Source organism: Shinella sp. JR1-6 (assembly GCF_004284735.1).
Classification (GTDB): domain Bacteria; phylum Pseudomonadota; class Alphaproteobacteria; order Rhizobiales; family Rhizobiaceae; genus Shinella.
Genome location: NZ_SHMI01000021.1, coordinates 15,505 through 35,247 on the forward strand (window position 1 = coordinate 15,505; position 19,743 = coordinate 35,247).

Consider the following 19,743-nt stretch of genomic DNA (forward strand, 5'->3'; position numbering starts at 1 on the left):
CCTCAGAGTTCGAGGATGATGGACATGTCGAGACCGACGGTCCCGTCATGAGGAACAGGGGTGCGCTGTTTGGCGATGACCATCACGCCCGGCGCAGTGACGTCGTCGACGTCGAAATAGACCTGGCCGGGCGGCAATTCCGGATCGACGGTGCAGCGCGAGAAGAGCGCATACTCGCGGATGGGCTCGCCGACGCCGTCGCTGGCATTGAGGTGCGCCTGCATCAGGAGCATGCGGGCGGGCTCGGCCATCAGGGCGTATTTGGCGCCCTCGACGATGACATAGTTGGCCTCGGGGTCCTCCGCCTCGTCGAAGGGCACGATGAAGTGGATGGCCGTCACCGGCACGCGGCCGACCTCGGCAACCAGTGTCTGGCGCGTGAGGTCCGGCTGCGGCACGGTCGGCACATAGGTCACCTGCAGCGTGGCCTCGGCTGGAATGGACCCGGCATCGTTCCGGCTGATCACACCCGTCGCAGTATCGACCAGATAGTCGACGCCGACCTGATAGAGCGTGGCGGCATTCGCCGAGCGCACCACGACGCCGCTCACCGGTGCATGGTCGGGGTTGATGGCGGTCTCACCATCCGCATCGAGATCGAGCAGCACCTGCTGCTGGCTCCCCCACCAGCTTTCGCCAGCACCGATGGCGATCAGGAAGTTGTTCGGCACGGCCGCCAGCGCCTTGTAGGCTGCGGCGAGATCGGCCCGGCCGGCTGTCTTGAGCACGCTCATTTAGGTCTCCACGGTTTCGTCGGTTGCAAGCACGCGCGGGCTCTGGCCCCAGGGCTCATCGCCCCACGGCAGGCCCGACCAGGGCGCATTGAGAAGGTTGGCGACGGCGGCGATCATCGGCACGCCGTCAGGGACATCGGAGGCTGTTACCGAGCCGCCGCGCGAGACCGCCGCCCGATCGGTCAGGGCGTCATGCGCACAGACCGCTGGCGCGGCCTCCGCCAGGCCATCGAGGCGGATGGGCTCCGGCACGGCCAGGAGCTGCTCGATCGTCGCGAGCCGCCACAGCGAGCCGATGCGCGTGCGCCCCAAAACGGCATGCTGCCCGAGCACCTTGCGCATGCCGACAAAGACAGCCTGGCGGCGACCAAGGATGGACCTGCCGCCGACGATGCCGGCGAGCGGCCGAATGCTTTCGCTGGTGCGGTGGTTCGCGGAACCTGTTGCGACCGTGCTTTCCGAAAGCTGCAAACCGAAGATCGGACCACGGGTCGCTCGGCGTGTGATCCGGGAGCGGCCGAAGACGATATCGCCCCGCCGAAGCACATAGGTCAGCACGGTCAGGGTTTCGGCCGAGTGGGCGCTCGACGAGGAGGGCCAGTGCATCGTGCCGTGCACCTTGAAGGAGAGGCGCGGCCAATCCGGGCGGACATCGATGCCGCTGTGGCGCCCGAAGATCGAGCGCGCCATCAACGAGCGGCCGCCGCGAACCGGGCGCACGTCATAGCCGGAAACGAGGCGAAAGAACTTGCTGTCTTCCGATTTAGCGAACCCTTCGACGGGTATGAGCCGCTCCAGCTCCGAGCGCCAGGGCACCCGATCAAGATGGATTTGATAATGGTCGTAAAGCTGGGTGCCGGCGGCGCCGTATTCGAAGTCGATCGTCCAGCCGATCCATCCGAGCGCCTCGATGGAAGCCTCGGCCGTGCCGCGCGTGCGCAACCAGGCGGGACCTTTCGCCCAAAGGACGGCCCAGTCGACGTAGGGCATGAGAGGCTCAAGGCCTTCATTGCGCAGGAGCCACGGCAACCAACCGGGAAGAATGGTGGTGCGGCCGAGCTGCGGGATGACGTCGATGTCCTGGGCGTAACGCCCATGGGTATCGTTCGCGTCCGCAACCGCGCGGCCAAAATAGCCGGTCGCTCCCGGGGTAAGGCGGCTGGTCATCGGTTCCTCCCGGCGAGGATCAGCTCCATCGAGCGGATGGCGTAGGCACGGGATGGGCCGGCGGGCAGGTCCGTGGCCGGCGACGTAATGGCGATATCGTAGACGTCGGGCGCGTCGATGAGGCGCTTCAGATAGTGGTGGGTCAGGTCGCGATCGAGCGCCTGGTCCTTTTCGTTCTGGGCGAGCGCTGCCGCCTTGAGGATATCAAGGCGGTTTTCCGATGCCTCCGGATGCAGCCAGACATAAGCGACGACATCGATCTCGGCGATGATCGCACTCTTGACGATCGGCGTGGCGGTCCTCGGCCGGACGTTCCTGCGCATCAGGCGCTCAGTCACGGCCTCGATCATCGCCTCGTCGGGGATGCCGCCGTTGTCTTTCGACAGGACGTAGATCTCCAATTCGCCCAGGCCCTTGTAGTCGAGCCCGATTGAACGGACCCGGCTGTCGGCCGCGCGGGCATGGGTCAACCACCAATCGTCCGGGCCGGCGGCCGACGAACCGGCCCGCGCCTCGCGGATGCGCGCAGCATAGTCCTCATCGCCCTCCTCGGGGTGCCTGGTCACGCCTTCCGGGTGCCCCGGCACGCGGGTATCGAGGCCATGCAGATCGAGATCCGCACCGTAGGCGAAGTCGACCAGGACCGCAGCACGGGCGACGGCATTCGCCCGGCCCACGAAGTAAAGGTCGCCATCGGCGGCCGCGCCGAGCGCGATCGCCTCCATCGAATTCGCAAGCGTGGCCGTGGTGAACTCAGGGAGGCCGGCGTTGGGATTGCGAGCCCGATATCCGTTCCATTGCGCAATGAAGGCGGCAAAGCGCTGGTCGCGCAGGGCCTCGTAGTCAAGTTCGGCGGTGATCGTCGGGGCGGGATAGGCAAAGGTCATGCTGCCATCGCCTCCGGCCAATAGACGTCGTGCGGCTCATAGATCGAGTAATCGCCGAGGTGGCCGCGCGGGAAGAAAATCCCGGAGAGTAGGAAGACCGTGCGCCCGGTGCGGCCGACGACATGGACGCCGATCGTCTGCAGGCGGAAGCCCGGCTCTCCGCCGTCAGGATCGGCAAGGGCTTCGGCGATCGCCACGAACACGTCGAAGATCGTGTCCGCATCGGTGTTGCCGTCCTGAAGTTCAGGGACTTCGCAGCCGTGGTGATAGCGCATCTCGACGGTGCGGATGCGCTTGCGCAGGCACACGCGGATGGACTGCTGGCAATGGGGCCAACCCACCAGCATCCGTCCCGTCACTTCGTCGAAGCCTGCGCGCATGGCGGATTACTCCGTCACCACGGGCGGGTTCTCGGCGAGCGTTTCGGTTCCGCCCTCGGCCTCTCCGCCACGCGGGTCGCCTGCAGGCGGGGCATCCTTGCCCTTCGGCTTCTTGCCGGACGTCGCGCCCGGCCGCTTCAGCTCGCCGGCCGCCAGCGCGAAATGCGCCTCATCCTCCGTGAGCGAGATCTTGCCGCCCTTGCCGGGCGAGCGGCGGCCGGCAACGAAATTGCCGGCCTTTTCAGTGACTTCGAACTCGGTTTTAACGGTCATCAAAAGCTCCTTTCTAGAGCGCGTAAACCTTCGTGGCGCCGCCGACGGCCGTGTCGCCGTCGCTGTCCGCGTCGCCGATGCGATGGACTGCCTTGCCGCCTTCGCCGCCGAGGTGGATTTCACCTTCCAGGATGATCTTCGAGCCGCGCAGGCGCACCGGCCCGTCATTGGCGAAGATCATTTCTTCCTGCGGCTTGTCGGTCGGGTTCTTGGCGGCGTCTGTGTAGCCGTCGCGCACGGCCAGCGACTGCGAGCCGATCTCACCGTTTGGCGATATCAACCGCATGGGGTCGCCAACCTTCACGGGCAGGTGCGACCCGCTCTGGCCGGCCGCTTCCTGCGCCTTCACCCATGGCGACAGGAAGGGCTTGCCGGTGCGGCTGTCCTCGGGGAGGATTTCGAGCTGCACCAGGTTGCCTTTGACCTCCTTCACCGTGCCGGAAAGGAACATGGACGCCATGCGGCGATCGAGATCATCGGCGACCTTGTAGAGGGTGCGGAACTCGCGGGCGATGATCAGCTGGTCGCGGCGATTCATGGCTCGTCTCCCGGCGCCGGCAACTCGATCTCGTCGCCGTTGACGTAGAGTTCGGTCAGCGCCACGCCCGCCTCATCGAAGATGTTTTCGCCGAGGCGGCGGATGGCCTGTGTCCACTCGACGGCGATGATCGCCACGCCGCGATCCTTGATGGAGGCGGATACGACCGGCTGAATGCTCGGCTTCTCCGGTGCGCCAATGTGGTTCAGCGTCCAGCGCTGGGCCGAATGCAACAGGGTCGCAATGGCCTCGGCGAGCGTCCATCCCTGTTCGTCGCGCGCCTTGCCGTCCGTGACGATGAAGGCGGCGCACTGGAGGGAGGCATCGGACTGGCCTGAGGCGTTGTCGGTCAGCTTGCCGTTCAGCACGGCAACGCGGACGGCCGGGCAGCGCAATGAGGTCCGCTCCAGTTCGTCCAGGTTGAAACGCCCGAACTGCGGCTCGATGGTTTGCAACTGCGGAAGGATGATCTTGATGTCCGCCATGACGGCGGCGCGGAAGGCGTTGATGCGACCCGTCATTGCACGAGCCTCGAAAGCCAGTCTTCCGCCGCCTCGACGATTTCGACGCGGTTATCGGCGGAGAGGCCGAGATACGGCCGGGCCGGCAGCGTCACGCTCTTGACGATCGCGAATTCTACCCAGCCGCCTGCGACCCACCAGAACTTCAAGGCCTGCATGTATCGAGGCACGATGGTGCCGCCGAGCTGGTGGATGCGCGAATAGACGAGACCGGAGCCGACCAGGACGCCGTTGGGGAAAGCCTGGTAGTCAATCGAATCGTAAAGCGCGCCGCTGTCGTGCAGGACGCCGCTGCCGGCAAGGTTGTCCTTCCAGGCCGTGCCGTCCGGTGATGTCTTCTCGCTGGCGATACGCCGGCGGGTCTGGCCTTGGACCAGGCGGCCAATGCCCTCCATCAGCTCGCCGAACGGCGCATCGGCAATGCCCTCGATCTTGAGGAGCGCGTCCTCAAGGCCGACATCGACGATCTCGACACCTATGGCGCTCATGGCAGGGTCCTGCGCGAGAAGTGGCGCTCGTTGGCCGTGAAATACGCGCCGCCGGCGGAGGCCTCGGGTTCGGAACTCACGCGCGGCTCCTCGGCGCCGAGGCCGGCCTTGCCGTCCGCGATGCGCTCCAGCAGCTCGACGGCCTGCTTGTAGCGATCGTCGATCGTCACGGTCAGGGCCGTATGGCGCACCGCCACATGGTAGATCGCAATGTTGACGCAGGGCGTGACCAGGCCAGCCGGTGCGGCGGGCAGCGGCAGGGTGTAGCGGGCCGACAAATGGATGTCGATTTCGGCGCTCGCCTTGGAGAGCGCCACCTCGTAGGCGTCGGCATACTCGACGTCCGCCGGCAAGAGGTCGCCAAGGAAGGCGGCGCCCCAGTCCTGCTCCATCTGTTCAAGCGTGGCATAGATCACGGCTACACCTCGTCGCCATCGAGCTTGACGCGTTCGGGTTGGAAGATCGCGCGGTTGATGGCCATGAAGCCCTGCTCGATATGGGTTCGCCCAGTGGCGAGCCAGCGCCGGTCGACGTCCGGCAGTTCCGCAAGCGCATCAAGGAGGCGAAGGATGCCTTCCTCGACCTTCTTGTTTTCGTTGACGGCGGCAATCTTCGCTTCGCTCTGCGAGCGATAGCCGGCGACGGGCAGGCCAGTGTGTTCAGTCATCGAAAGCGCCTTTTCAAATCCGGTGCGGGAGGCGGGCTGAGCCCCTACGTTCGTAACGTCCCCTATCCGGCGTGAGCCGGGTCGATGGGTGCTGACGGCCTCGCGAGCCGGACCAGGCCTCCCTCTCGAGGTATTCCTCAGATCGCGCCGAGATCGTCGAGTTCGTCGAAAGTCTCGTCATCGATGTCGGCCGGCAGGTACTCGCCCGGGCCATAGGTTTTGCCGCGATAGCGGATTTCCTGCTTCGCAAGCGGCCCCTTGCGCTCGGCGGCGGCCTTGGCGTCCGCTTCTGCCTTCGCCTTGGCGTCAGCTTCCGCCTTTGCGGCCGCCGACTTCTCGGCTGCCTCGGCCTTGGCCTTCTCCTCGGCCTCCTTTGCCGCAAGGTCGGCGGCGGCCTTGGCGTCCGCTTCTGCCTTCGCCTTGGCGTCAGCTTCCGCCTTTGCAGCCTCTGCCTTCTCCGCTGCCTCGGCCTTGGCCTTCTCCTCGGCTTCCTTCGCCGCAAGGTCGGCCGCAGCCTTGGTGTCCGCCTCTGCCTTCGCCTTGGCGGCAGCGTCCTGGTCGTTGCTCTCGACGGGTTTCTTCATGTTCGCTCTCCGGGTCTTGCGAAAACGGCGCCGATCGCCGTTTGCGGAAGACCCGCGCGCCATGCGGCGCACGGGTGCGGGCCTTGGGCAACCCGCAGGGAAGGTCAGGAAACGGCGGTCTGGATGAGGTAGCCGACGCTTTTGGCCACCACGAGTTCGCGGACGCGCTCGCCGACACGCACTCGGCGGCCGCCTTGAAGGCCGATATCCTTGTCCTCGATGGAGCCGGCGATGCGGCTGCCGAGTTCAGCCGTCATCCCCCAGGTGATAACCGAGCCATCTGCCTGCTTCTTCGACGGATCGAGATAGAGGAGCTGGATCGACTTGCCCCAGACACGGGCGAGATTCACCGCCTGGCCCTTGCGGGCGAGGTTCACCTGGGCAACGCCGACCAGGAAGTTCTCGACCGGGATCTCGAACAGTTCGGCGAACTGTGCCTTGGTGATGGCGCCGTCTTCCGTCAGCCCGCCCTTCACGGCCTTGATGAAACGCGGATGGCGCTTGAGCTTCGACCAGACGGGCTGGCCCATGACGATGTGGTTCGGCCGGTAGATCAGCGTCTTGTCCATGCCCTCGTCGATGACGCCGTAGGGATCGCTGTCGTCGTAGTCGTCGAAGCGGTCAGTACCGGTGAGTGCGATCTTGCGGGCGGCATCGTAGTTGTCGGCGTTCTGCACGACGGCTGCGGCGCGAACCTCGCGGCCGAGCTGGAGGAGATTGGTCAGGCCTTCCACCGCCTGGTTCTCGGGATCGAAGTTGGAACGCTTCTCGGCGCGGGCACGGCGGGCGGCCTCGATGTCCGACTGCGGAAGCGCGTCGTCGAGACCATAGTCCTTGACGGACGAGGTCGCTTCCGTGCCGGTGAACTCCACCTGGTTGACCTGGCCCTTGCGGCCGACTTCCAGTTCGGGAACGGTGAAGCCCTCGGAAAGCGGGAACTCGGTCCACTTGAAGTTTTCGTCGAGAACCTCGACGCCCGGCAAGGCGCGGGTGCCGATCAGCGTATGCGCCGGGTTGCGATAGCCGATGGAGATCGCGGTCAGCGTGGGATTGACGGGAAACGGCCGATTGACGGTCGACATGGGCAAGGTCCTCGTGGGTTACGCGGCCGGCGTGGCGAGAACGCCCGGCGCGACGATGTAGGGGATGACATCGCCATCGGCGGCGTCGGAGCGCGCGAAGCCGATGATGGAGACGACGGAGCCGGCAACGGGAACGGCTTTCACCGCCTTGCCGAGATTGTTGGCGGTGAGCGGGTCGCCCCAGGAGATGTTGCCGCCGGCGCGAACCTCGCTCCAGCCGACCTCGGTCACGTCGACCATGCCGCCGGCGGGCGCGCCCATGGAGCCGGCAGCGCCGATCAGCGGATCGGTTCCCGCGCTTGCGACCTCGGCGACGCCGCCCGCGCCGAACTTCATGATGAGGAAGCCGGCGATGGCGGCGGCGCCGACGCGGAAGCTCTTGGTGAGAATGGGCGTCATGCGCGTGCAGCCTTCACATGTTCGACGGCTTCGGAGATGGAGACCGTGACGCCGATGGCGGCCTGATCATCCTGGTACTTCCGGGCCTTCGCGGCGAGTGCCGTGGGGTTGAGGGTGTCGTCGGCTGTGGTCGTGACGGCCTCGCCGTTGTTGAGGACGGTCGGCTCGCAGATGACGGGGAGCGTGGCGGCGAGTGCCTTGAAGCGCTCAAGGCCACCGTCGACCGCACACATGGCGCGATAGGTATCGCGCGAGCCGGGCGTGATCTTGCCGGCCGCCTGGGCGGCGTCGAGCGCGCCGTCAATCTCGCGGTCGGTGTCCTTCTTCTGAAGGGCGGCAAGCGCCGTCTGGGTGTCGGTGAGCTGCTGCTTCACAGCGGCAACCTCGGCAGCGGCCGGCGAAGCCTTCACGGAGGCGAGCGCGGTTTCGGTGTCCGCCTGCAGCTTGGTGATCGCCGCGTCGATCGCGGCGGCATCGCCGGCGTCATCGATCTTCAGCTTGGCGCAGAGCGCCTTGCGCTGGCCGTCGCGCTCGTCGAGCGCCGCCAGCACCGCCTTTTCGTCGGCATCGTCCTTGAGGCCGAGCTTGGCGGCAATTGCCTTCAGGCTCATGTCTTCCGTCTCCTTGGTTTCGGGTTGCTTGCGGCTCAGCGCCGTCATGACGAGGGCAGGCCGGTTTACGAGACCGGCGCCGTTGAGTTTGAGGATCAGCCCGTCGCGGGTGTGGACGAAGTCGGGCGACAGGAAGCGGTATTCCTTGTCGAGAACCTTGCGGGCCGCGGCCTTGGTCCATTCGACCTTGCCCCAGACCGCGCCGTCCCGCTCCTCGACGGCCGTTATCCAGGCGGCGGCGATCGCCTCCTTGCCTTCGGCAGCAAGCAGCGCCTGGCCGTGCTCGTAGTCGATGGCGAGCGGCACCTGTTCACGGGCAAAGGCCGCGACGACGCGCTGCGGCTCCAGCGTCCAGGCGCGACCATCGCGCGCCGTGAGGGCCGGACCTTTCGGAAAAAGCTCGACCCATTCCGGCGGGGTGTTGCCCTCGCTGGCCAGATCGGTAAAAAATGCTGTTGCGGTCGCCGTGCTCATGGGCGAACATTGGATTGTCGCGGCAGGCACCGCGACACTGACACTGTCAGTGCCAAGCCCGATCGGGCCACCGCTTCCCTAAATCTGAAACTGCTATGCCGCGTCGGGAAAGAGCGTCGATTTTAAAGATGATTTAAAGGCCGTGGGGCGCGTTTGTGTCCCAAGACGAACCTTCTTGCCCTCGACCCGCCGACGCGCATCTGTGGCGATCCTGCGCGATGTCGCCGGCCCCGCTTGAAAATCGAACGAAAGTGCCGCATCTTGACGGCAGGCGCGAGCAAGGTCGACCGGGACGGCGAGCAGTCGGATCCGTGAGGGAGTGCCGCCCCTCCGCGCCATCATTCCACAACATGACCTTTCCTCTCCGCGCGCTCGATGACGCGCCTTGCTTCCTTCTCGCTCTTGCGCAGGAAGCTGGTCAGCCACCACTCGCCGCCGTCCGCGGCCGATTTGACGACGACACGCCACCAGGCACCGCCCGAAGCGCCGTAAAGGCGGGCTGAGCGCGCGCCGGGTTCGCGGACGATAGCGGCAGGAGCCGTCAGCACGGCGATCGCGGCGCGGAAATCATCGACCGTAAGTCCGCGCTCCGCATGATCGTTCAACACATGCCCGACGCTATCGGACGAGAGGCGCACGACCGAGCTGGTCGCGCCCGTATCCTCGGCAAGCCGCGCCGGCACCTGTGCCACCGGCAAGGACGCCTTCGGCATATGCCCGCCCACCATCGCTTTCAGGATGGGCGAACGCACGATGTCCTCGATGGCGACCCTCTGGCGAACGGGCGGCATCGCCTCGATCTTGTCGTGCAGGAACTGCGAGACGTTCCGGCCGCGCACTTTGCCGGGATTGATATCCCAGCCCGGGTCGACACCGACCGGGACCATGTGCGTTTCACCGGTGCGCTTGTTCAGCCATGGCCGCTCTTCGAGAATGATCGGCCCCGAATCCTCGGTCCAACCGAGCCGGATCGCCTCGCGCCGCGATATCTGCCGTACGCGGCACTTGCAGAGCCAACCGTTCGGCGGATAGAGCCGATTCCAAATGGGATCGTCGACGGGCGCGACGATGCCGACCCAGCCCTTATGCTCCAGGCGCTTTCGCTCAGCGGTGGACAGTTCATAGACCAGGAAGGGCAGGAAAGCCTTGTTGCGCTCCGTGCGCTCCCATTCACCTGCGGCATGGGCGGTCGCGGTGTTCGCCCAATAGATGGTTCTCAGCCGGCGCGTCGATCCGAGCTGGACGAGCTTTTCCTCGCCGGTCAGCGGGTCGATTTCGAGCTTCTTGCCCCACCAACCCTTGTCGCGCAGCGTTTCGATGATACCGCGCTGAAACTCCTCAAACGACGTGCGGTTTGTGATGGCCGACCCGACCGCCGCCTGAAGATCGTCGAGAATGTCATAGCCAATTGACTTGGCGACCGTGAAGGCAAAGGCGTGCTCTTCCGGCGCGACGTCCCGCCAGTCGAAGGACGGCCGGCGCTCCTTGGCCTCGAAGTATTTGACGGTTTCCTGCGGGGCCGTCTTGAAGAGATCAAAGGCGTCCATCGCCGATATCCCCGAGCCCGCGCGCCTTCATCATCAGCTTGGCAAGCCGATCGGCGAGCGGCCCCGCGTCCATCTTGGCGATCAGATCGTCAAGGCCCGCCTCGATCTGCGCGTAGCTGGTCGACGTTTCGACCAACTTTCGAAGCGGGTTTAAAAGCGGTGCGAGGTCCTCTTCCCAATCAGCGAGCGCGTCATCGACCAGGGCGTCCAACTCACCCCGCTCGTCGGCAGCCGTCGCATGAAATTCGCCACAATGCGGGCAGGACGTCCGCAGCCTGGCCGCCGCCTTCTGAGGCGGAGGTGGCGTGGGCTCGACCGGTTTCGGCGGCTTGGCGCCGGTTTCGATGACGGGCGGGGTCGGTGCGCGCGCGGTGAGAAGTTCGTCGTCTTCGTCCGGCTCTTCAAACCCGATGCGCTCCCGCGTCTGCTGCATGCTGACCTTCAAGCCGAGCGGCACCAGCTTCTCGATCGCGGCGACAAGGGTGGTGATGTCCTCGTTTTCGGTGATCGGAATGACGAGCGTCGGGTACTTGTCACGCGGGCCATAGTTGAGATCGACGAAGGGGCGGATAAGATCGCGGTTCGCAGTGATGGCCGTCTGCCGGGCATCGGCGCGAGCGATATCGTGCCGAACGTTTTCGTGGATGGCCGCTTGTGACAGGGACGAACCGTCGTCCGTCGTCATGGTCTGGCCGAGAACGCCCTTCGAAATCTGTCGATCGAGATATTCCGCCTTGTCAGAAAAGACGGCATTGCCCGACGCGCCCGCGACCTCGATGAACTCGATCTCCATTTCCTTCGGGATGATGGCGGCGGCATCGGAGGAGATATCGCGCACCGCCTGCAGAAGGACCCGGCGATCGTCGAGGCTGGCGCCGCGGCCGAACTTGCCGACGCGCAGGGGCATCCCGTAGACCTCGATGAAGGCCATCCAGTCCTTCAGCGTGTAGGACTTGAACAGGAAGGCCCATGCCGCCAGGCGAGCGAGGCCGGCCCGGATCGGCAGGCCCGACATGATCTTGGGGCGATGAATCGAGAACTGGTAGGGCGGCAGGTCGAGACCGTTGATGTCGCCCATGTGCTTCAGCCGCAGCGTCCGGCCGTCGCGCTGGTCGATCACGAAATGCCGCTGGTCGCGCCATTCGTAGCGCGCCGGCCGCCACTCCTTGCCAGAGCGATCCCAGATCGTCTCGACAACGGAATAGCCCTTGCCGAGCGCATCGAGGAGATCCGCCAAATAGTCGTCGGCAAAGTACGGACCTTCGACAAGTTCGCGCACCGCTTCGGCGATCTTCTCGTCTTCCGCGTCCTTCGACGCCGCAACGACAATGGGCTTGATGCCGGTGATGGCCCGTTTGCGCGTGCCGAGCACGGCGGCGTAGTGCAGATCGCGCTCCTCCATTTCGGTCGCGAGCGCGAAGTATTGGTCGGGATAGCCCCGGGCCGCCGATCGCAGGATCTCGGCAAGCCCGATCGGCGTCAGGCCGGACACGATCGTCGGCGTCCAGACGGAGTGGACGCCGCCAAGCGTCGGCGCCGCAAACTCTTTCTGCAGCTGCTGTGTGGAAACGGGATTGCCCCACTGGTCGATGATCTGCGGCGTGCGCGCCATCAGAAGAGCCCTCCGGAAATCCGCGGGATCAGGCCGCCGCTCGCGGGCTGCTCGAACATCGGAACGTTGTCGTTGAACTGATCGGCCTGGGAGGCCGGCACGTAGTCGAAGGATTCGAGATCCGCGCGACTGGCGAAATAGGCGAGTGCGCCGGCAATGGCCGTGTCGCCGTGCCGGTCGAAGCCGTCAGCACCCTTCGTCCTGTGATCGTCCGGCACCTTGATGTAGCCGTTGACGTAGGCGAGCGCCTGGTGGTCGGCCAGGATATCGGCATCCTTCGGCAGGATGACCGTCTGATCCGAGAACGCCATGACGTAGGCGGTCATTTCCAGCTTGTACCAGGCTTCGGAAAGCTGAACCTCGACGACTGTCGCGCCGTAGCGTTGGGAGGCCTTCTCAGCGAGATAGGCGCCGTTGCCGCGCGCATCGAGGGCGCCGCCGGAAAGGCGCGGCAGGCGGTCGACGACATAGAAGAGGATTTCCCGCTGCTGGTCGAACGGCACGTTGTGCAGCTCGACGACAAAGCAGGTCCGCCGCACCAGGTCCTGGCCGATCTCCATCGGGACGATGGCGGTGGCATCGCCCTTGCGGCCGAAGTCCTCACCAAAGACATGCTGACGGCGGTGGTCGAGCTTGTCGAGAAGCGGCTTGAGGTTCTCCTCGCACCACTTTTTCGTTTCGGCCGTGCGGCTTTCCTCCGGCCAGTTCTTGAAATCGTCGGAGCAAGCCCACCGCACGATCGGAATGCCGTCCTGCATCTGCCGCTCGATCAGGACGCGAGTGAGCGCCGCGCCCTCCTGCTCGGCAGGGATGGCGTCCAGCTCCTGGCGCATGGCGGCGACCCGCACGCCATAGGCGCCGCGGATCTTCGCCTCCCATTTCTGTTCGGCCTTCGGCGACCATTTCTTGCCGCGCATGGTGCAGACGCGCTTGTAGAGGCCGTTGCGGATGGCATCGGCGAAGGTCACTTCGTGGATCGAGAACGGGATCTTCCCGGCCCGTGCTTCCTTGATCAGTTCGTTGAACGGGTTGAGCACACCGTTATGCGAAGAGATGACGCGGATCTTGCCGCCCCAGATCAGCAGGGCGTTGACGGCATCGAGGACGCCGCGGACATTGCGATGGAACGCCGCCTCGTCGATGACGACTATACCCTGAAGACCACGGATGTTTTCCGGCCGGGACGAAAGCGCCTCGACACGAAAGCCCGACGCGAACACGCAACGAAAGGCGGGAATGTCGCGGATCGTGCCATCCTTCAGCTGATCCTTGAACATGAACTCGCCGATCTCGACCAGCTCCTTCGCAACGGTCTTGGCGAACTTGGCGACATAGCCGATGAATTCCCGGCCCTTGTCCTTGGTGTCGCCGATATAAAAGACGTTGTCGCCGCCTGCAGACGGGGCGGCCGCAGCGATCAGCGTGTCGTCGAGCGCTTCGGCGAAGGTGATGCCGGTGCGCCGGCCCTTGGGGCAAATCTTCAAGTCGCTTTTGTCCGCCACCCACTCGGCCTGGTGCTTCATGAGCACGCCGTCGGCAAACGGGTCGAGATCCTCGGGGAAGTCCGAGCCGCGCAGAAAGTCGTCGGAAAGGTCTTTCGTCGCACGCGGCAGGACCGGCTCGGCGGCAATGGCGCGCTTCATTCTTCGTCTCCATCCGCTTCTTCAGCCGGCTTGTCGTCACGCGGCCGCACGCCGAGGAAGTCCTTGCGTAGCTGCGCCACGCGTTCGGCGGAGAGGCCGAGTTCCTTCGAGACCTGCTCGATGGCGGTTTCGGCCTTCTGCGCAAATTCCACGTTGAGCTTCTGCCGGCGCTGGGTGGAAATGTTCTCGGCCATCGAGAGGCGGTAGAGTGCCGCCGCCGCCTGGTGGGCTTCCTTCGGCACAAAGCCATCGTCGGCCGCGTTCTCCATCATCTCGAAGATGATGGTCTTCAGGAGCCGGGTGGACGCCTGGGTCAGCTTGTCGGCGTCTTCACCGTCGGTGCGGGCAACAACAGCGTCGGCGATCATCTGGCTACGCTGAAGCCGCTGGGTGACCTTCGCCAGGCGCAAGGCGTGCCGATTGAAAGACGAGAAGTGCGGAATGTCGAAGGCAAGGCCAAGCTCGCCCTGGAGCGCGATCAGCTTCATCCGGAACTCTGCGTAGATTTCCGTCTGGCTTTTCGGGGTGTTGGCAAGTTCCTGCGCCGCCCAGGCGACGATAGCCTCGCACTCTTCGGGCAGCTGGTCGATGGCGGAAGGGCGGGGTCTCATGTGCGGCGCCATGGCGGACTACTCCGCGTCGCCGGGAGCCTGCACGCCAGCCAGGACGGTGCGGCGCTCGACATGGTCACGGCCGCGGCGGGTGATTTCCGCTGAGGTCTCCGTGCCCTCGGTGCGCGTTCGCACGGCGCCGGCCTCGCTCTCCAGAAACAGGAGCTGGTTGCGGATATAGTCCCGGGACTTGCGATAGGAGAACCGCTCGAGGCTCTTCTGAATCAGGAATGTGTTGGTGCTGCCGCCCGTTTTCGGGTCGGCCAGGTCTTTCAGGATGATGAGGCGGATATTCTCATCCACCCACTGTGCGTAGTCTTCAGCCGCCATGTCCTGCCCCTCAGGATTTGCTCATAAGAAAGTCTTCCACGCGCCTGGTGGCGCGCTCCGTGGCCTCGGAGGATTTCACCATCGTCGCGATCTGCCCCTCCATCTTCGTCAGCGCGAGCTGGAGGTTGTGGACCGTCTCCTTGTCCGGCAGGTGCCGCATCTCGTCTTCGAGCTTCTGAATCCGGCTCGAATGCAGGCCGAGCGTCTCGATCGCCTTCTTGGCGTCGGACTTGAAATAAAGAACCAGAGGCGTGCCGACGGAGATCAGCAGCGCGATCAGGCCGAGCCAGTCCTTGAGGGGGGAGACGTCCATCAGGGATTTCCTTCGCTTGCATCGACGGCCGCGACCGCAGCCGCCCGTCTCGTTTCACAGGTAGTCAGGGCCGCCCGGTCGGCGCCCCAGTTGGTCGCAACCTCCCGCGAGGAGAGATCGCGGTCGGGAAGTGCACGGGGATTCGCGCAGGGCTGACGGGCAACCTCGGGCAGCACGACTGGGCGCTGTTCGACACGCACGAGCGGCGCGGGCTCAGTGGGGGAGCAGGCGGACGCGATCACGGCCGAGGCCGCAAGCATCGCCGAAAGGCAAGGCCGCATTCGCAATCTCCATGTTGGTGAGCTGCTCTTCGACGACGCGCACGCGCGCGTTCGCATCCGTCTCAATGGCCAGCGCCGCCTTCGCCTGGTCGGCGATCCGGCGATTTGCGTCCGCATTGGCGCGCTCTATCTGCGCCGACCAGTGTGCGTCCCGACCTTCGGCGGCCGCCTTTGCCGCCCGCTCGATCATGTCGTCGAACTTGACCAGGATCAGCCAGAGGACTAGCAGGCCGAAAAAGAGCAGCGCTAACCCGGCGAGGACGGGAAGCGCTGCTTGACGAAACATCCCAGCAATCACGGTTCACCTCCCGGCTGATCGCGCGGCAAGTTGGAGGCGCGAAAGTCCATGGAGCCGGAGATGCGATGGATGCCGAGCATGGCCGCAATGAGCGCGACCATCGAAGGCACGGCGATCGTCCCGAAGGCGACGGCCTCGGACCGGCCCATGACGGCCCCGATCGCGCAGATCAGGATGACGGACCAGGCCAGCACCGACGAATAGAGCAGGTGCCGCTTCGACGTCGAGTAGGAGGGCTTCACCAGAGACATGGGTCAGCGCTCGTTCGAGGATGCTGGCGTGCCGGCGGCGGTCAGATAGACGCGACCCGGGCGCTCGGGCTCGCCGGTTTTCGGCCAGCGGGTATCGGAAAGGCGTCCCTTCTCGATGCGGGAGACCCGCACGCTGTTCGACTGGTTGCCGCCGAGGATATGAAAGTGGGTCGCGTCCTCGCCGACATAAAGACCGACATGCCCACCGCCGTCCCGAGTGAAGGTCATGATGGCGCCGAGGGCGGGCGCGGCGAGCTGGCGGCCGAACTTGTTGTACTGGAGCGCGCCGAGCGGGTTGGCCGGCAGGGGCTCGCGCGGCAGCGTCAGGCCAAGCACATGCGCCATGAACAGGCCGCACCAGGCGATATCGTCATCGGCGAAGAAGCTTGCGACCCAACCACCGAGACGTTTGGCCCAGGACATGATCGTCGGATTGCTGCCCTTGCCGACGACCTCCCGCACGCCGATGAGGCGGCGGGCTTCGCGCAGCCAGACGGGCTCGGCGGGCACCTCGGGCGCGCGTTCATAGACCGTGAGGCCGCTGGGCTTGGCATTCGGGGACTTCCTGAGGGCATCGACGGTGGCCTGGTCGGCCACGCCCGACACTGCGAGATGCTCGCTCGCCTGGAACCGCTCCAGTGCGCGATACAGTTCGCGCCCCGCGGCGCCGTCCATCGCGCCGCCATAGGCACCGTGCACGCGAAGGCGGGATATCAGCCAGCTTTCAAAACTTTGGGAGGTCATATCGCCGCTTTCGAAGCCCGTTAATCGTGGCTCGAAAGTGGTTTTTCTAGCGGCTCAGGGACATGCTGACAGTGTCAGCATCAGAAGAGTTCCCCCTGGCCTTTCAGCTTCTTCCGGATACGGAACGCAGTGCGCCAATGCATCTTTGCCTTGGCGGCGGCCTGGTAGGCCGAGGAACCTTTTTCGAGCGCCTCGACAAGCTGCCGGCGCTGCATCGCAGTCTTGGCGATCGGGATCAGCAATCGCACGCCCGTGTTGGCGACGCGATAGTGGTTGCAGATTTTCGTTGCCGCTTCAAGACCGACAAGATCGGTGAGCCAATGCCCATCCTGGGCATAGGCTGGAATATAGACGGTCTGCCCGCCCTTTGCGAAGGCGAGCGCCAGCGCTGCCTCGTGGCCGGCGACACGCTCAATTTCCGCAATGACGACGGGCAAATCTATCAAGGCGTCTACTCCATCGCCGACATGCCGCAGCCGCCGTCGCAAGCCATGCGCAGATGCTTCCGTGCACCGACCAGGACGATGTGAAGCTTGCCACCGCAGCGCGGGCATTCGAGGGTGCGGCGATCCTCACCGGCCGCCGCCATGTCCGCCTTCTGCATCAGGCCGACGAGGAGCGCCTCGAAAATGGCGGCGTGCGATCCCGGGATCTCGGTCATGCCCGACCTTTCGGCATCTTGCGGATGCGCTGTCCGAGCAGGTTCATGACGGTGATCCACTGCTCGTCGGTGAAGTCGCGGACGGTCTCGTCCAGGTCGAGAAGGTCCGTGACAACCTTCCAGAAATCCCGGCTGCCGTTCGGGCTGAGCTTCGCCCATTGCGCGCGGGCAATCTTGTAGCCGTGTCGCGTTTCCCAAACCGGGCAAGGCTTGCGATCAGCCCAGTCAACGCCATGGCGGGCAAGCATGGCTTTCATCGCCTCGATGACCGACTGGCCGTCACTGTGCGCATGGATGAACCGCACGTCGTCGATGCCCTTGACCTGGTGGCCGAGCGCGAAGCTCTCGATGGCGCTGTCACGCCGATCGGCGATGGCGCCGAGATTGTAGAGCGCGATCCACAGCGCCCGCATCTTCGGCACGTATTTGCCGGTAAAGGGCGACTTCCGGGTCCGGCCGTCGACGCGCGGCGGCTTGCGCGAGGCGTAGCCCTCGTTTTCGAAGGTTTGCAGCACCTTCCAAAGCTCGGCGTCGGTCATGTCCTTGGTCGAGGGCTTGCCGACAAGAACCATGCATTTTGCGCGGCGGGTGTCGTCATCGAGGCCTGCCTGTTTGGCGGCGGCGTGAATGCGTCCGACGAGGCTCATGGCTCGGCTCCTTCTCTGTCGGGTTTCGTGGGAAAATACTGCGGCACGAAAATGCGGGCGTAGACGAACTGGACGGTGCAGCCGTGCTCCTCAAATGCCCGCCAGCGATTGGGATCGTCCGGCGTGGCGATCGTCGCGATCGCCTCCTCGGGCGTCCGGCGGTAGGTGTGCTCGATGATCGAGCCGCCCGGGGTCATGATCGCGTAGCCCTGGGTGAATGAAGGCGGGATGGGGCGCTGGGTCAAAGCAAACGCCCTCCACGCAAACGGCGGTGAGGGCCGCGCGCGAGGATCTCGCGCACAGACCCGACGAACGCGTCGATCGCGACAATTGCCGCGCGATCGTCAAGGGCCGTCTGAAGGGTGGGCAGCAGGTAGGCGTGGCCACTGCGTTCGAGGCTGCCATGCTGGCGCAGGACGCGATGCAGGCGATTGCCATGGCCTGTCACGACGCCCATGGCGCCCTTCGGCACTCGCCGCGATACGCTGATCTTCCCAGATCTCCAGCACACGATGTAGCCCATCACCGGCCCCGTCTGTTCTTGAAACCACGCGCAGCGGAGAGCGTCCGGCCGAGCGCTTCACCGAAGACGCCAGCGTCCACCTCGGAAACCTGCTCACCCTTGACGACGGCCGTCGTGCCGATCGCCCTGAGGCGCGCGGATACCTCGTCCCAGTTGCGGGCGTGGCAAGTGAAGTCCATCTGACGACCTTCGAACTGGTACGAGCAGGTGAAGGGTTTCAGTTCATCGGCCATGATCGCCTCCGACCGGGGCGGCTCCGCCCGCCTTTAGGGCGTCCGGCTCATTGGTTTCGCCGAGATGTTCCAGCCGGAGATAGCCGACAAAATGCCAGTCGCCGTCGAGCCGAAGCCGGAACGCGAAACCGTACCGCAGCGCCAAGGCGTAGCACTTCCGGCGCGTGATCCACGGACCGCCGCCTCGGTATCGTCCGGTGACAAAGCGGATGTCGTCCGTGACGGAGTACGCCGCGCCTTCCTTGGCCCAATAGAAGGTAAGGTGGTTTCGCAGGATGATCATTCGCCGCCCCCGCTCGAAACGCTGGTGCAGTGGCTGGCGAACGATGCTTGCCGAACCCAGACGCAGAAGCCCGCTTGTTCCATTTGCTGATTGACCCACGCCTGATCGGCGGCGGCCTTGGCGGAAGCGTCGTCATAGCCCCAGCGATACGAGGTGACAGAGGCCGTGATGCCGAGCACCAGGCATGCCAAGATGAGTTCGAGTTCACGCCTCATGATCGCCCCCCCTTGCTGGGTTGGCGTAGCCATGCAGAAACATCGACTGCGAGCAGTCCACGGCCTTCAGGAGGCCGATGAGCATGCCGTCGATGTTTCCGCGGCTGAGGGCGGCGTATTGCGTCATAATCTGCGCGGCACTGGTCATCGGCCCAATCTGAGTGATGCCAGCCTCGCCGGGCTCCCATTCGACGCGGGCGACAAGGCTCATGCCCAGTTCGGCGGCTCGCTTCGCCACATCGGCGAGCATGGGCGCGATGATGTCGTCGTACTCTCGCTCAGTCGCCATGGTCGCCTCCGGTGCCAGCCGGTCCTGTGGAGGCCCTGTCGATGGTCATGACGATGTCGGATGCACATCCGCAAATGATGGCGGCGAGGAAAATGACCGCGACATAGATTTGAGGCGCATCGAGCGGCACGCCGACAAATGCGGTGATTGTGAAAATCACCGATGAACGGAACAGTCTTTTCGCTTCGGGCGACTTCATTCCGACACTCCCTTCGCAGGCTGGGAGAGAGCGCCCTCGATCTCGTCGGGAGCGAGGAAATCCAACTCCAACGGATGGCAAAGGCCGGGCTGGTCGCACCCGTCGAAGCGCACATGCACATAGTGCTTGTGCGTGTCCGCCTCTTTCAGGATCGTGCCGAACTCGCCGGTGACCGTGTGCTCCACGCGGCCGCCGACAACCGGGCGGACGCCGTAGTGCCTGAAGATGTAGTCATATTGGCCGATCATCGGGGAAGCC

The 19,743-nt window shown here is 65.0% G+C and carries 34 protein-coding genes; all 34 read right to left on the minus strand.

All coding sequences use genetic code 11. The annotated features are described in order from the left end of the window. Positions 1–2: 2 nt before the first annotated feature. Positions 3–734: a hypothetical protein gene (locus EXZ48_RS25945; protein WP_130519362.1), complete on the minus strand. Its 732-nt coding sequence runs from the start codon at positions 732–734 to the stop codon at positions 3–5. Next, the gene (locus EXZ48_RS25950) at positions 735–1,901 is read right to left on the minus strand and encodes a hypothetical protein (protein ID WP_130519364.1); all 1,167 of its coding nucleotides are present in this window, start codon (positions 1,899–1,901) and stop codon (positions 735–737) included. It lies immediately after the preceding gene. Beyond that, positions 1,898–2,788 carry a baseplate J/gp47 family protein gene (locus EXZ48_RS25955; RefSeq protein ID WP_130519366.1) on the minus strand — a complete coding sequence of 297 codons (891 nt, stop codon included), beginning with the start codon at positions 2,786–2,788 and terminating at the stop codon, positions 1,898–1,900. The genes EXZ48_RS25950 and EXZ48_RS25955 overlap by 4 nt, the downstream gene beginning before the upstream one ends. Then, on the minus strand, positions 2,785–3,168 hold the full coding sequence (locus EXZ48_RS25960) for a baseplate assembly protein (RefSeq protein WP_130519368.1): 384 nt from the start codon (positions 3,166–3,168) through the stop codon (positions 2,785–2,787). The genes EXZ48_RS25955 and EXZ48_RS25960 overlap by 4 nt, the downstream gene beginning before the upstream one ends. Positions 3,169–3,174: 6 nt before the next feature. Continuing rightward, complete coding sequence (locus EXZ48_RS25965) at positions 3,175–3,441, minus strand: hypothetical protein (RefSeq protein WP_130519370.1); 267 nt, start codon at positions 3,439–3,441, stop codon at positions 3,175–3,177. Positions 3,442–3,454: 13 nt separating this feature from the next. Continuing rightward, positions 3,455–3,979, minus strand: a complete 525-nt coding sequence (locus tag EXZ48_RS25970) for a phage baseplate assembly protein V (RefSeq protein WP_130519372.1) — start codon at positions 3,977–3,979, stop codon at positions 3,455–3,457. Further along, complete coding sequence (locus EXZ48_RS25975) at positions 3,976–4,500, minus strand: hypothetical protein (RefSeq protein ID WP_130519373.1); 525 nt, start codon at positions 4,498–4,500, stop codon at positions 3,976–3,978. The genes EXZ48_RS25970 and EXZ48_RS25975 overlap by 4 nt, the downstream gene beginning before the upstream one ends. Continuing rightward, positions 4,497–4,988: a phage virion morphogenesis protein gene (locus EXZ48_RS25980; protein WP_130519375.1), complete on the minus strand. Its 492-nt coding sequence runs from the start codon at positions 4,986–4,988 to the stop codon at positions 4,497–4,499. Before EXZ48_RS25980 ends, EXZ48_RS25975 begins: the two co-directional genes overlap by 4 nt. Next, a complete protein-coding gene (locus tag EXZ48_RS25985; protein ID WP_130519377.1) occupies positions 4,985–5,404 on the minus strand; it encodes a gp436 family protein in 420 nt (139 codons plus the stop codon). The genes EXZ48_RS25980 and EXZ48_RS25985 overlap by 4 nt, the downstream gene beginning before the upstream one ends. Before the next feature lie 2 nt (positions 5,405–5,406). Continuing rightward, positions 5,407–5,655: a cyclic nucleotide-binding protein gene (locus EXZ48_RS25990; protein WP_130519379.1), complete on the minus strand. Its 249-nt coding sequence runs from the start codon at positions 5,653–5,655 to the stop codon at positions 5,407–5,409. Between the two features lie 137 nt (positions 5,656–5,792). Further along, complete coding sequence (locus tag EXZ48_RS25995; RefSeq protein WP_207900499.1) at positions 5,793–6,239, minus strand: hypothetical protein; 447 nt, start codon at positions 6,237–6,239, stop codon at positions 5,793–5,795. A 104-nt stretch (positions 6,240–6,343) separates the two neighbouring features. After that, positions 6,344–7,321 carry a capsid protein gene (locus tag EXZ48_RS26000; protein WP_130519381.1) on the minus strand — a complete coding sequence of 326 codons (978 nt, stop codon included), beginning with the start codon at positions 7,319–7,321 and terminating at the stop codon, positions 6,344–6,346. A gap of 18 nt (positions 7,322–7,339) precedes the next feature. Beyond that, positions 7,340–7,720 (minus strand): hypothetical protein, encoded by a 381-nt coding sequence (locus EXZ48_RS26005; RefSeq protein ID WP_130519383.1) that lies wholly within the window; start codon positions 7,718–7,720, stop codon positions 7,340–7,342. Then, positions 7,717–8,805, minus strand: a complete 1,089-nt coding sequence (locus tag EXZ48_RS26010; protein WP_130519385.1) for a phage protease — start codon at positions 8,803–8,805, stop codon at positions 7,717–7,719. The genes EXZ48_RS26005 and EXZ48_RS26010 overlap by 4 nt, the downstream gene beginning before the upstream one ends. Positions 8,806–9,143: 338 nt before the next feature. Further along, the gene (locus EXZ48_RS26015) at positions 9,144–10,352 is read right to left on the minus strand and encodes a phage minor head protein (RefSeq protein ID WP_130519387.1); all 1,209 of its coding nucleotides are present in this window, start codon (positions 10,350–10,352) and stop codon (positions 9,144–9,146) included. Next, a complete protein-coding gene (locus EXZ48_RS26020) occupies positions 10,339–11,964 on the minus strand; it encodes a DUF935 domain-containing protein (protein ID WP_130519389.1) in 1,626 nt (541 codons plus the stop codon). Before EXZ48_RS26020 ends, EXZ48_RS26015 begins: the two co-directional genes overlap by 14 nt. Continuing rightward, on the minus strand, positions 11,964–13,607 hold the full coding sequence (locus EXZ48_RS26025) for a hypothetical protein (RefSeq protein WP_130519391.1): 1,644 nt from the start codon (positions 13,605–13,607) through the stop codon (positions 11,964–11,966). Before EXZ48_RS26025 ends, EXZ48_RS26020 begins: the two co-directional genes overlap by 1 nt. Further along, on the minus strand, positions 13,604–14,218 hold the full coding sequence (locus EXZ48_RS26030; RefSeq protein WP_245462361.1) for a phage protein Gp27 family protein: 615 nt from the start codon (positions 14,216–14,218) through the stop codon (positions 13,604–13,606). Before EXZ48_RS26030 ends, EXZ48_RS26025 begins: the two co-directional genes overlap by 4 nt. 18 nt (positions 14,219–14,236) lie before the next feature. After that, on the minus strand, positions 14,237–14,548 hold the full coding sequence (locus EXZ48_RS26035; RefSeq protein ID WP_130519395.1) for a hypothetical protein: 312 nt from the start codon (positions 14,546–14,548) through the stop codon (positions 14,237–14,239). Positions 14,549–14,558: 10 nt separating this feature from the next. Next, entirely contained in the window at positions 14,559–14,861 is a 303-nt protein-coding gene (locus EXZ48_RS26040) for a DUF2730 family protein (protein ID WP_064330538.1), read from the minus strand. 213 nt (positions 14,862–15,074) lie between these two features. Then, positions 15,075–15,440, minus strand: coding sequence for a hypothetical protein (locus EXZ48_RS26050; RefSeq protein ID WP_130519397.1), 366 nt, complete (start codon positions 15,438–15,440; stop codon positions 15,075–15,077). Beyond that, positions 15,437–15,691, minus strand: a complete 255-nt coding sequence (locus EXZ48_RS26055) for an NAD(P)+ transhydrogenase beta chain (RefSeq protein ID WP_245462362.1) — start codon at positions 15,689–15,691, stop codon at positions 15,437–15,439. Before EXZ48_RS26055 ends, EXZ48_RS26050 begins: the two co-directional genes overlap by 4 nt. Before the next feature lie 3 nt (positions 15,692–15,694). Then, positions 15,695–16,435, minus strand: coding sequence for a TIGR02594 family protein (locus EXZ48_RS26060; protein ID WP_130519399.1), 741 nt, complete (start codon positions 16,433–16,435; stop codon positions 15,695–15,697). An 80-nt stretch (positions 16,436–16,515) separates the two neighbouring features. Continuing rightward, on the minus strand, positions 16,516–16,881 hold the full coding sequence (locus tag EXZ48_RS26065) for a helix-turn-helix domain-containing protein (protein ID WP_130519401.1): 366 nt from the start codon (positions 16,879–16,881) through the stop codon (positions 16,516–16,518). 5 nt (positions 16,882–16,886) lie between these two features. Continuing rightward, positions 16,887–17,096: a hypothetical protein gene (locus tag EXZ48_RS26070; RefSeq protein WP_130519403.1), complete on the minus strand. Its 210-nt coding sequence runs from the start codon at positions 17,094–17,096 to the stop codon at positions 16,887–16,889. Next, the gene (locus tag EXZ48_RS26075) at positions 17,093–17,743 is read right to left on the minus strand and encodes a regulatory protein GemA (protein WP_130519405.1); all 651 of its coding nucleotides are present in this window, start codon (positions 17,741–17,743) and stop codon (positions 17,093–17,095) included. The genes EXZ48_RS26070 and EXZ48_RS26075 overlap by 4 nt, the downstream gene beginning before the upstream one ends. Further along, entirely contained in the window at positions 17,740–17,988 is a 249-nt protein-coding gene (locus tag EXZ48_RS26080) for a hypothetical protein (protein WP_130519407.1), read from the minus strand. The genes EXZ48_RS26075 and EXZ48_RS26080 overlap by 4 nt, the downstream gene beginning before the upstream one ends. After that, positions 17,985–18,266, minus strand: a complete 282-nt coding sequence (locus EXZ48_RS26085) for a hypothetical protein (RefSeq protein ID WP_130519409.1) — start codon at positions 18,264–18,266, stop codon at positions 17,985–17,987. Before EXZ48_RS26085 ends, EXZ48_RS26080 begins: the two co-directional genes overlap by 4 nt. Then, positions 18,266–18,499 (minus strand): hypothetical protein, encoded by a 234-nt coding sequence (locus tag EXZ48_RS26090; protein ID WP_130519412.1) that lies wholly within the window; start codon positions 18,497–18,499, stop codon positions 18,266–18,268. The genes EXZ48_RS26085 and EXZ48_RS26090 overlap by 1 nt, the downstream gene beginning before the upstream one ends. After that, complete coding sequence (locus tag EXZ48_RS26095) at positions 18,489–18,782, minus strand: hypothetical protein (RefSeq protein WP_130519414.1); 294 nt, start codon at positions 18,780–18,782, stop codon at positions 18,489–18,491. The genes EXZ48_RS26090 and EXZ48_RS26095 overlap by 11 nt, the downstream gene beginning before the upstream one ends. Then, entirely contained in the window at positions 18,779–18,997 is a 219-nt protein-coding gene (locus EXZ48_RS26100) for a hypothetical protein (RefSeq protein WP_130519416.1), read from the minus strand. Before EXZ48_RS26100 ends, EXZ48_RS26095 begins: the two co-directional genes overlap by 4 nt. Next, entirely contained in the window at positions 18,987–19,286 is a 300-nt protein-coding gene (locus tag EXZ48_RS26105; protein ID WP_130519418.1) for a hypothetical protein, read from the minus strand. Before EXZ48_RS26105 ends, EXZ48_RS26100 begins: the two co-directional genes overlap by 11 nt. Then, complete coding sequence (locus EXZ48_RS26110) at positions 19,276–19,485, minus strand: hypothetical protein (RefSeq protein WP_130519420.1); 210 nt, start codon at positions 19,483–19,485, stop codon at positions 19,276–19,278. The genes EXZ48_RS26105 and EXZ48_RS26110 overlap by 11 nt, the downstream gene beginning before the upstream one ends. Continuing rightward, a complete protein-coding gene (locus EXZ48_RS26115; RefSeq protein ID WP_130519422.1) occupies positions 19,482–19,733 on the minus strand; it encodes a hypothetical protein in 252 nt (83 codons plus the stop codon). Before EXZ48_RS26115 ends, EXZ48_RS26110 begins: the two co-directional genes overlap by 4 nt. Between the last annotated feature and the right edge of the window lie 10 nt (positions 19,734–19,743).